The organism is Tamlana sp. I1 (genome assembly GCF_015355625.1).
Classification (GTDB): domain Bacteria; phylum Bacteroidota; class Bacteroidia; order Flavobacteriales; family Flavobacteriaceae; genus Pseudotamlana.
Genome location: NZ_JACLAF010000007.1, coordinates 223,032 through 233,398, shown reverse-complemented (window position 1 = coordinate 233,398; position 10,367 = coordinate 223,032). Strand labels below are relative to the sequence as shown.

The 10,367-nt window shown below is 33.4% G+C and carries 9 protein-coding genes; 3 read left to right on the top strand and 6 right to left on the bottom strand.

Features of this window, described 5'->3' with window-relative positions:
* Positions 1-195: 195 nt before the first annotated feature.
* Both carB and rpmH read right to left on the bottom strand, forming a co-directional pair.
* Complete coding sequence (carB, locus tag H6X70_RS08255) at positions 196-3,051, bottom strand: carbamoyl-phosphate synthase large subunit (RefSeq protein ID WP_194767204.1); 2,856 nt, start codon at positions 3,049-3,051, stop codon at positions 196-198.
* 118 nt (positions 3,052-3,169) lie between these two features.
* On the bottom strand, positions 3,170-3,331 hold the full coding sequence (gene rpmH, locus H6X70_RS08250; protein ID WP_027878648.1) for a 50S ribosomal protein L34: 162 nt from the start codon (positions 3,329-3,331) through the stop codon (positions 3,170-3,172).
* A gap of 300 nt (positions 3,332-3,631) precedes the next feature.
* Between rpmH and H6X70_RS08245 the strand changes: the two genes are divergently transcribed.
* Entirely contained in the window at positions 3,632-4,207 is a 576-nt protein-coding gene (locus H6X70_RS08245) for a DUF2892 domain-containing protein (RefSeq protein WP_194767203.1), read from the top strand.
* Positions 4,208-4,300: 93 nt separating this feature from the next.
* Here the strand turns inward: H6X70_RS08245 and H6X70_RS08240 are convergent, their stop codons facing one another.
* Positions 4,301-5,227, bottom strand: coding sequence for a lytic transglycosylase domain-containing protein (locus tag H6X70_RS08240; protein ID WP_194767202.1), 927 nt, complete (start codon positions 5,225-5,227; stop codon positions 4,301-4,303).
* Between the two features lie 37 nt (positions 5,228-5,264).
* Positions 5,265-5,930, bottom strand: a complete 666-nt coding sequence (locus H6X70_RS08235) for an alpha/beta hydrolase (protein WP_194767201.1) — start codon at positions 5,928-5,930, stop codon at positions 5,265-5,267.
* Between the two features lie 115 nt (positions 5,931-6,045).
* On the opposite strand from H6X70_RS08235, the gene H6X70_RS08230 reads away from it, so the two are divergent.
* Positions 6,046-6,342, top strand: a complete 297-nt coding sequence (locus H6X70_RS08230; protein ID WP_194767200.1) for an N-acetyltransferase — start codon at positions 6,046-6,048, stop codon at positions 6,340-6,342.
* Positions 6,343-6,400: 58 nt separating this feature from the next.
* Here the strand turns inward: H6X70_RS08230 and mtaB are convergent, their stop codons facing one another.
* A complete protein-coding gene (mtaB, locus tag H6X70_RS08225) occupies positions 6,401-7,726 on the bottom strand; it encodes a tRNA (N(6)-L-threonylcarbamoyladenosine(37)-C(2))-methylthiotransferase MtaB (protein ID WP_194767199.1) in 1,326 nt (441 codons plus the stop codon).
* A gap of 152 nt (positions 7,727-7,878) precedes the next feature.
* On the opposite strand from mtaB, the gene H6X70_RS08220 reads away from it, so the two are divergent.
* Entirely contained in the window at positions 7,879-9,501 is a 1,623-nt protein-coding gene (locus tag H6X70_RS08220) for an ABC transporter substrate-binding protein (protein WP_194767198.1), read from the top strand.
* Here H6X70_RS08220 and H6X70_RS08215 read toward each other — a convergent pair.
* Positions 9,485-10,183, bottom strand: a complete 699-nt coding sequence (locus H6X70_RS08215) for a lysoplasmalogenase family protein (protein ID WP_194767197.1) — start codon at positions 10,181-10,183, stop codon at positions 9,485-9,487. The genes H6X70_RS08220 and H6X70_RS08215 overlap by 17 nt on opposite strands.
* Positions 10,184-10,367 lie beyond the last annotated feature (184 nt).

The following is a 10,367-nucleotide window of genomic DNA, read 5'->3' as shown; positions in this document are numbered from 1 at the left end:
TTCATAAACGTAAGAATAAGAAAACCCCGTTTTTGGCTCTGATCAGCCTTTTTCGGGGTTTTTATGTACTTAAATTTACGTAAAAATACTTGTATTTACAAGGGATAACGCGTTTTCTGAATGTGCCGAAGTAGAGCCCATAAAACACAAAAAAGCCGCTTAAAGCGGCTTTTTCTATATCTATATCTCAGTAAATTACTTACTCAAGTACATTTTACGTCTTGCATATAAGTCGTAAAACTGATCATCTTTTAAGCTATCTATAAATAAGATACTTTCACCTGTACTCTTCATTTCAGGTCCTAAACGCTTATCTACATTCGGGAATTTATTAAAAGAGAATACGGGTTGTTTAATTGCATAACCTTCAAGTTGAGGGTTAAATTTAAAGTCGGTTACCTTTTTAGCTCCCAACATCACTTTAGTCGCGTAATTTACATAAGGCTCTTTGTAAGCTTTAGCTATAAATGGTACGGTTCTAGAAGCTCTTGGGTTGGCTTCGATAATGTAAACTTTATCATCTTTAACAGCAAACTGGATGTTAATTAAACCTACCGTATTTAATGCTCTAGCAATGGTATGGGTATGGTCTATAATTTGTTGCATCACCAAGTCACCTAAGTTGAAAGCTGGTAAGGTCGCGTTAGAATCTCCTGAGTGTACCCCACAAGGTTCGATATGCTCCATAATACCAATAATGTAAACATTCCCATCGGCATCACAAATCGCATCTGCTTCAGCTTCAATAGCACCATCTAAGTAGTGGTCTAATAACAGTTTATTGTTTGGAATTTTTCTTAGTAAATCAACTACGTGCTCTACTAATTCTTCTTTATTGATTACAATTTTCATCCCTTGACCTCCTAATACATACGACGGACGCACTAAGATTGGGAAATCTAATTCTTCAGCTAATTTTAAAGCTTCATCAGCATTTTCAGCAACTCCAAATTCTGGGTAAGGAATATTGTGATCCTTTAATAGTTTAGAGAAACTTCCGCGATCTTCAGCTAAATCTAAAGCCTCGAAACTCGTTCCTATAATTTTGATACCGTATTTGGTTAACTTTTCTGCTAATTTTAAAGCAGTTTGTCCACCTAATTGCACGATAACACCTTCTGGATTCTCATGACGGATGATGTCGTAAATATGCTCCCAGAATACTGGCTCGAAGTATAATTTATCGGCCGTATCGAAATCGGTAGAAACCGTTTCAGGGTTACAGTTAATCATGATGGTTTCGTAACCACACTCGGCAGCTGCTAAAACCCCATGCACACAACAGTAATCAAACTCGATACCTTGTCCGATTCGGTTTGGTCCAGAACCTAAAACAACAATCTTCTTTTTATCGGTTACCACACTTTCGTTATGTACGTAAGTTTCGCCTTCGGCGCTTTCAATCGTATTTTCGAAAGTTGAATAGTAATATGGTGTTTTAGCAGTAAACTCTGCAGCACAGGTATCTACTAACTTAAACACACGTTGAATGTTAAGTTCTTCTCTTTTATTGTACACCTGACTTTCTAAACAACCTAACATGTGTGCTATTTGGCGGTCACCATATCCTTTTTGCTTCGCTTCTAAAAGTAAATCACGATCTAAAGTATCGATAGTGTATGTAGAAATTTCTTTTTCTAATTGGAATAATTCCTCGTACTGTTTTAAGTACCACATATCAATTTTAGTGATATCGTAAATCTGACTTAAAGGAATTCCCATAGCAATGGCATCGTAAATTACGAATACACGATCCCAACTTGCATTGGTTAATTTATCGATGATTTGGTTATAATCGGTATATCCTTTACCATCGGCACCTAAACCATTACGTTTAATTTCTAAAGACTGAGTGGCTTTATGAAGTGCTTCCTGGAACGAACGTCCAATACCCATAACCTCACCTACGGCTTTCATTTGAAGACCTAAAGTACGATCAGATCCTTCAAATTTATCAAAGTTCCAACGTGGTATTTTTACGATAACGTAATCTAAAGTCGGCTCAAATAAAGCTGAAGTCGATTTTGTAATTTGGTTATCTAATTCATCTAAAGTGTAACCAATAGCTAATTTAGTAGCAATTTTAGCAATAGGATATCCTGTAGCTTTACTTGCTAATGCCGATGAACGAGATACACGAGGGTTAATTTCAATGGCAATAATTTCTTCTTTCTCATCTGGACTTACAGCAAACTGTACGTTACATCCACCTTCGAAATCACCAATACTACGCATCATTTTAATAGCCATATCACGCATTTTCTGGAAGGTGGTATCGCTTAATGTCATGGCTGGTGCCACGGTGATAGAATCTCCTGTATGAATCCCCATCGGATCCATATTTTCAATAGAACAGATAATAACTACGTTATCGTTTCTATCGCGAAGTAACTCTAACTCATATTCTTTCCAGCCCATCATGGCCTTATCGATCATAACTTCGTGAATTGGAGATACTTCAAGACCATGTCTTAAAAGTTTATCAAAATCCTTCTCTTCGTAAACAATAGCAGCTCCAGCACCACCTAAAGTAAAGGAAGAACGAATACATAATGGGAAACCAAATTCTTGTGCAATTTCTTTACCCTTTAAAAATGATGTTGCTGTAGCTTGAGGTGCCATAGCTACACCAATTTTATTCATCAACTCTCTAAATTGCTCTCTATCTTCTGTAATATTAATCGCGTTGATATCAACACCTATCAATTCTACTCCAAAATCTTTCCAAATCCCTTTTTCATCAGCTTCAATACATAAATTTAATGCCGTTTGTCCTCCCATAGTTGGTAAAACAGCATCAATTTGAGGGTGTTCTTCTAAAATTTTAATAATCGACTTTGTAGTTAAAGGTAACAAGTACACATGATCGGCCATAGAAGGATCGGTCATGATAGTTGCAGGGTTCGAATTAATTAAAACGGTTTCAATTCCATCTTCTCTTAAAGATCTCAAAGATTGTGAACCTGAATAGTCAAACTCACACGCTTGTCCAATTACAATTGGCCCAGACCCTATAATAAGTATCGATTTTAGTTTTGGATTTTTAGGCATTTTATGATCTAGTTATAATATTGAATGTTAATGATTTACAAAAATAATAATAAGATGATATAAAAAAAGGCGTTACACTTAAGTAACACCTTTTATATTATAAACAATTGTTCATCAATTATTTTTTATGTCTAGTTTCAGATGATACAGACAATTTTTTTCTTCCTTTAGCTCTTCTACGTGCTAATACCTTTCTACCGTTAGCAGAAGCCATTCTTTCTCTGAAACCGTGTTTGTTTCTTCTCTTTCTTTTCGAAGGCTGAAATGTTCTTTTACTCATTATCTTGTATCTTTAATTCTGAAAATGTATTTTTTATAATCGTCGGGCTTTCTTCAAAACCGAGGGCAAATATACAAAGCCTTTATTACTTTGACAAAACTTTATTAAAAAATATTTCAATAAATTTCAATTTACACAAAAAACCACGCGAGACCTTGTTTTATTTGGGATAAGCCTTTGTTTTTGTTTTAGTACTGTATATTAAAATTCATAAAAATTTAGTTTCTTTGCAGTCTTAAATCAACAAAAGTATGCGTTTTTAATTGAAACCGTACGTTAAACTTATTCGAATTACACATTATGTTTAATAAAATTATAAAACTAATTATTGCGGCAGGCATTATAGCTTATGCGGTGTATCAATTTACTGAAAGCAATATAGGAAATGGCATCATGCTTATCCTATTATCTTTAATTTTTATATTTCTTTATTTTAAGAATGAATTTATTCTTTTAGCATTTTTAAAATTGCGTAAACAAGATTTTGAAGGTGCACAAAAATGGTTGAAGAAAATTAAAAACCCTGAAGCAGCTTTGGTTAGAAAGCAACAAGGATACTACAACTATTTAAATGGTATTATGGTTTCGCAAAGTAATATGAACGAAGCTGAAAAATATTTCAAAAAAGCCATTGACTTAGGATTATCTATGGATCATGATTTAGCCATGGCAAAATTAAATTTAGCAGGCATTGCTTTTTCAAAACGCAGAAAACAAGAAGCTACTAAATTACTTAATGAAGCTTCTAAACTTGACAAGCAAGGCATGTTAACCGATCAAATAAAAATGATGAAAGACAACATGAAACGCGCGCAAATGCCAAACCAACATTACGGTACAGGTGGTTCGATAAGAGCTCAAAAACGCAGAGGTTAATCGGTTTTTACAGAAACAAAACCTTATATAAAAAAGAAGGCTAAAATATCACTTGATATTTTAGCCTTCTTTTTTTGAATTTATTTTTTAAACTTAATATTTAGGATAGGCTCCCTTTTTAGGGATTTCTATATAATATTGTTTTCTACTCGCATTATTTAAAAACGGCTCGCGTAACCAAGGGTTATGAATTTTTAATATTTTATAATTAATATTAAAATGTTTCGCGAATTTAGCGAAATCGGCTACTGCTGTATCCACGCCTACTTTATATGTTGGTACCGTATTGTATAAATCTTTTTCTCTAAAATTGAAACCATATTTAGTCGGGTGCGATAGAATTTCTTTTAAAGCAACGATTCTAAAAATGTAACGCCCAGTTTCTTCACCTAATAATAAATCGTAATAATCAGTTACCATTTGATCATTCAAACGTCTTGATACACCAGCATTCCCCGCATTATAAGCTGCTGCTGCTAATGTCCAACTCCCTAATTGTTGTTTGGATTTTAGTAGGTACTGACAAGCCACTTCAGTTGATTTTTCAAGGTTATAACGTTCATCAACATTATCATTAACCTCTAAACCATTTTCTTTTGCTGTTGCAGGCATAATTTGCCAAATGCCACGAGCGCCTGCAGGAGAAACCACATTTACCAAACCACTTTCAATCACTGCTAGGTATTTAAAATCGTCTGGAATACCATTCTTTTTTAAGATAGGCTCTATAATTGGAAAGTACTTGTGTGCACGTTTAAACATTAATAAACCGTTAGATTGCCAATAGGTGTTTACCAATAATTCACGATCCATACGCTCGTAAATATCCGGATCTTCCAATGGTAAGGGTTCGCCTGCAAAATTCAAATTTTGAGGAACTTGCAGGGCATAAACATTGTAATCGTTTATAATTTTCTTTTCGAAATTCTCATCGGTTGGAGGGTCTTGGAGGGCATAAATAAATAAAGCACATAAACTTAGCAAACCTAAAAATGCCAAGGCTTTTTGTATTGTTTTCATATGAATTAATTTTAGATTAAAGGTATGAAAAAATCACCTACTCTGCTAATATAATTTTTGGCAAGTTGGTGTTAAACCACTTGTATTTATTAATAATCATGATGTGTGTGCCCTTAGAAACAGTAATGCAATTTGAGATGTACTCGATAGGAAAAACAGGATCGTTATCACCATGAATATGCACAATATCCGAACGGTAAGTTTCCTGATTCCAACATAGCATTTCTTTAATTGCCCAGCTTAAATATTTAGAATCGTTTACCGAAAGGTACTTTTTATAAAGCTCTAAGCGTTTTGCTATCTTCTTTCCAAAAGCATACTTTTCAAAAACATCAATTTTGCTAGCTAATTGTGTAGGAATTATTTTATAAGCGCCTGTAGATTTTGCCAATTGCATTTTTTTAGACAGCTCGAATTTACTTTTTACACTTGAAATTATAATGAGTTTTTTAACCGCAATATGCTTGCTCATTTCCTGAACCAACACACCACCAAAAGACACCCCTATTAAAACCACATTTTCGTGCTTAATCTTTTTCGTCATTCGTAAAGCGTAATCCGATACCTTTTCATTATTTAATGGCATCATCCATTCTAAAAAAAAGACTTCAAAGGTATCTTGAGGCAGTTCGATGTATTCGAAAATTTTAGGACTGGCAGCCATTCCAGGCATAAAGTATACGGGCACTAGTTGCTGAATCATAAGGCATTATGAATTATTTTGCTTTTTGATAACAAATTTTTTCGTACTTTTGCACAAAGTTAGAATAAATAGTATTCACTATTTAGCATTCCTCGTAAAATAAAAACATTAGAAAATGGTTGAAGCTGCAGAATTAATTGACAATGATTTTTTACGTCAATACGAGATTAAAATTGATGATCAATTAGCGATTATCGAATACTCTTTACAAGAACGAAAAATTTTCCTAACTAAGTTAATTATTCCAGAAGGAATAACAAACGAAGGTTTTGAAAAAGATTTTTTAACCCTTGTATTTGAACAAATTGAAGAACGCAATTTAAGCGTGGTACCAACAAGTCCAGAAATAGCAAAATTTGTAAGAAGCAACAGAAAATACAAACGTATGCTGCCTGTTGGCGTGAGAATATAAATTATTTCTCCAAAAAGCATTAAAAATCTGAAGTTTAGGCTTCAGATTTTTTTTTGCACTAAGCTGAAAGTATGTTTACAAAATTAAAACGCACCAAACCATCATCATCAATTTCAGTAAGTTCAATATCGTGTAAAGTATTTACCAATTCTGGATTCCAAGGGGTTTTAACTTTCACATAATTCTCTGTAAAACCATGGATGTAACCTTCTTTATTTTCACTTTCAAACAAAACGGTTCTATGGGTTCCTAACTGACTTTCGTAAAAGGCACGACGCTTTTTAACCGACAAACCTCTAAGCATCTTACTACGTTTAGTTCGTACCTTATTAGGCACCACACCATCCATATTTGCTGCTTCTGTATTATCACGCTCCGAATAGGTAAAAACATGTAAATATGAAATATCCAGTTCGTTTAAAAAATTGTAAGTTTCTAAAAAGTGATCGTCTGTTTCACCAGGAAAACCTACAATAACATCAACACCAATACAAGCATCTGGCATGACTTCTTTAATTTTTGAAACTCGATCTACATACAATTCACGCATGTAACGACGCTTCATTTTCTTTAAAATCTCGTTAGTTCCCGATTGCAAAGGCACATGAAAATGCGGTACAAATGCTCTAGATTTCGAAACCAAATCTATGGTTTCGTTTTTAAGTAAATTCGGCTCAATCGACGAAATTCTTAAACGTTCTATCCCTTCTACTTTATCCAATTCGGTTACCAAGTCTAAAAAAGTATGTTCGTGTTTTTTATTACCAAACTCCCCTTTTCCATAGTCGCCAATATTAACGCCTGTTAAAACTATTTCTTTAATATTTTGTTTTGAAATTTCTTCAGCATTCTTCAAAACATTTTTCATAGTATCGCTACGCGAAATCCCCCTAGCTAAAGGGATTGTACAATAAGTACATTTATAATCGCAGCCATCTTGCACCTTTAAAAAAGCACGTGTTCGATCACCAATGGAATAAGAGCCCACATAAAAATCGGCTTCTTCGATTTCGCAAGAATGCACTTCGCCAAAATCGTTTTTAGACAAATCGTTTAGGTAATCGGTAATTTTAAATTTTTCGGTAGCACCGAGCACCAAATCCACCCCATCCACATCGGCCAATTCTTGTGGTTTTAATTGCGCATAACAACCAACGGCAGCCACAAAAGCATCCGAATTTGCTTTTTGCGCTTGCTTTACAATGGTTTTGAAACGTTTATCTGCGTTTTCGGTTACCGAGCAGGTATTAATGACATAAATATCGGCTTTTTCAGAAAAATCTACGCGATCAAAGCCTTCATTACTAAAATCTCTTGCAATTGTAGAGGTCTCCGAAAAATTAAGCTTACAACCTAAAGTATAAAATGCGACTTTTTTATTCATGCTATTTTGTTATCCTGAATTTGTATCAGGATTTTTTAAAATTTATCTTTACCTTTTCTCATTACTATGAACAAATTGAAGGATTTCTTTCTGAAAAACAGATATCAGGTTCAAAAAACAATGAGCCTGCAAATTTACAACTAATAAGTTATATGATAAAACCTAATTACAATCAAATAATCTTCTATTTATCAATTAGTTATATTACACTTTTCTTTTTTTCTTGCAAAGATAATTCTGATATCAATAGAGACCATTTGGTTTTTCGCTATAACGAATATGCTAATATTAATACTTTAGACCCTGCTTTTTCGAGAACATTACAAGACAATTCGGTTTGTAATCAGTTATTTAATGGTTTAGTACAATTGGATGATGAATTGAATATTTTACCGTGTATTGCGAAAGATTGGACAATTTCTGAAGACGGACTAACCTATCAATTTAAACTACGTAAACATGTTTATTTCCATCACCATAAATTGTTTGGAAAAGACTCTACGCGAACCGTTACAGCTAAAGATTTTGAATACAGTTTAAACCGTTTAAGAGATGAAAAACTAGCCTCTCCTGGCAGTTGGGTTTTAAATAAAGTAGATGATTTTTATGCGATAAATGATACCCTTTTCGAAATAAAACTCAAGCAATCTTTCCCGGCTTTTATTGGTCTTTTAACTATGAAATACTGCTCGGTAGTTCCTAAAGAAATTGTAGAGCATTATGGTTCCGACTTTAGAAATCATCCCATTGGTACTGGTCCTTTTAAATTTAAACGTTGGGAAGAAAACATTAAACTGGTTTTTAGAAAAAACCCTTTGTATTTTGAAGAAGACAAACACGGTAATGCTTTACCCTATCTGGAAGCGGTAGCTATTACTTTTCTTCCCGATAAACAGAGTGAGTTTTTGCAATTTGCACAAGGAAACATCGACTATGTATCAGGTCTAGATGCGTCTTATAAAGATGAATTATTAACCGCAAGCGGAAAACTTCAAGAGAATTATGCTAAAAGCGTAAATATGATTCGTGGCCCCTACTTAAACACTGAATATTTGGGGTTTTATTTAGATTCTGAATCTCCAGAAATACAATCGGAATTACTTCGGAAAGCCATTAATTATGGTTTTGATCGCAAGAAAATGATTGTTTATTTAAGAAATGGTATTGGAAATCCTGCAAATGGGGGTTTTATCCCAATTGGACTACCGGGCTACGATAAATCGATTGGCTACACCTATCAACCCGAAAAAGCCAAAGAACTTGTGGCACAATTTAAAGCAGAAACAGGCATTTCAAACCCTACAATTACTTTAGTGACCACCAGCAATTACCTTAGTTTTTGTGAATTTATTCAACGGGAACTTGAAAAAACAGGCCTCATGCTTCATGTAGATGTCATGCCCGAAGCATCTTTACGTTCGGCGCGTTCAAACGGTAAAGTGGATATGTTTAGAAGTTCTTGGATTGCCGATTATTTAGATGCAGAAAACTATTTATCTATATTTTACAGTAAAAATTTCGCACCTAACGGTTCTAATTATTTCCATTACAAAAACACCACTTTCGATAGTTTGTACAACAAATCATTTACAATAACCGATATTGAAAAACGTAAACATTTATACACTACCATGGATTCGTTAGTCATGCAAAAAGCACTTATGGTGCCTTTATATTACGATGAAGTGGTTAGGTTTACAAGAAAAAATGTAAAAGGTCTAGGCGTTAATCCAATTAATTTATTGGATTTAAAACGGGTTAAAAAACAGTTTTAGGTTCAATTCTTTTTTCGATAATAATTCCATTTACAATTAAATATACCCCTGTACCGTAGAAAAACATAATGCAAAAATCTTGAAGTGGCACATCGGCTTTAAATGTTTTTATAACCATAATACCTTCGGAAAGCATATAAATAACCATACCATAAAATGCAGATAAGTAACTTTTTCTATCTACCACCCCTTTTCTGAGGTAAGTAAACTGGCAAAGCAATAATGAAATAAAATAGCTTATAATAATAGGCACAAAAAAGTTTCCTAATGTATCGTACACGTAACTTATTAAAATTACAGTATAAATAAATATAACGATTGAAAAAGGAATTAACCGACCAACATTAAAATCGGATTTATGAGAAAAGCGAAAACTTATAAATAATTTAGCAAACGTATAAAACACCAAACTGGCTCCCAAAAAATAAATATTGGTATGGGTTATTACCAAAATATCGCCTACTAGAAAACAAAACAAGCTAAGCATAACCCAAGAAAAATTACTTTTATACAATGCTTTATTATTAAAGTAATAGTAGAGAATTAACAGAATTAAAACAGGTGGTTTGGATATATACCGATACGGTACTACTGGACAATAAATTTTGACCATAATATCTATAAGTAATACAATAAAAAAAAGGATTGCAAACTTCTTTTTATCTTTAAAAATGCGCAACATACAAGTGGTTTTAGAAGGGCAAAAAAACCGATAATAAACCCCTTAAGGCTTATTACAATTTCGAGCAAATTACGAAAAAAAAATAGCGTATTTAAAATAAAAAAAATAGTGAAAATCACCAACTGGATGTAATATGAATATGACAGCTTGATAAATTCTACTTGCTATAATTTCGAGTAACTAT

What these genes read in the sequence shown, in the direction of transcription:
- H6X70_RS08215 (WP_194767197.1), bottom strand. Translation starts at nt 10,183, where the DNA reads ATGTTGCGCATTTTTAAAGATAAAAAGAAGTTTGCAATCCTTTTTTTT.
- mtaB (WP_194767199.1), bottom strand. Translation starts at nt 7,726, where the DNA reads ATGAATAAAAAAGTCGCATTTTATACTTTAGGTTGTAAGCTTAATTTT.
- H6X70_RS08240 (WP_194767202.1), bottom strand. Translation starts at nt 5,227, where the DNA reads ATGAAAACAATACAAAAAGCCTTGGCATTTTTAGGTTTGCTAAGTTTA.
- H6X70_RS08235 (WP_194767201.1), bottom strand. Translation starts at nt 5,930, where the DNA reads ATGATTCAGCAACTAGTGCCCGTATACTTTATGCCTGGAATGGCTGCC.
- H6X70_RS08230 (WP_194767200.1), top strand. Translation starts at nt 6,046, where the DNA reads ATGGTTGAAGCTGCAGAATTAATTGACAATGATTTTTTACGTCAATAC.
- H6X70_RS08220 (WP_194767198.1), top strand. Translation starts at nt 7,879, where the DNA reads ATGATAAAACCTAATTACAATCAAATAATCTTCTATTTATCAATTAGT.
- H6X70_RS08245 (WP_194767203.1), top strand. Translation starts at nt 3,632, where the DNA reads ATGTTTAATAAAATTATAAAACTAATTATTGCGGCAGGCATTATAGCT.
- carB (WP_194767204.1), bottom strand. Translation starts at nt 3,051, where the DNA reads ATGCCTAAAAATCCAAAACTAAAATCGATACTTATTATAGGGTCTGGG.
- rpmH (WP_027878648.1), bottom strand. Translation starts at nt 3,331, where the DNA reads ATGAGTAAAAGAACATTTCAGCCTTCGAAAAGAAAGAGAAGAAACAAA.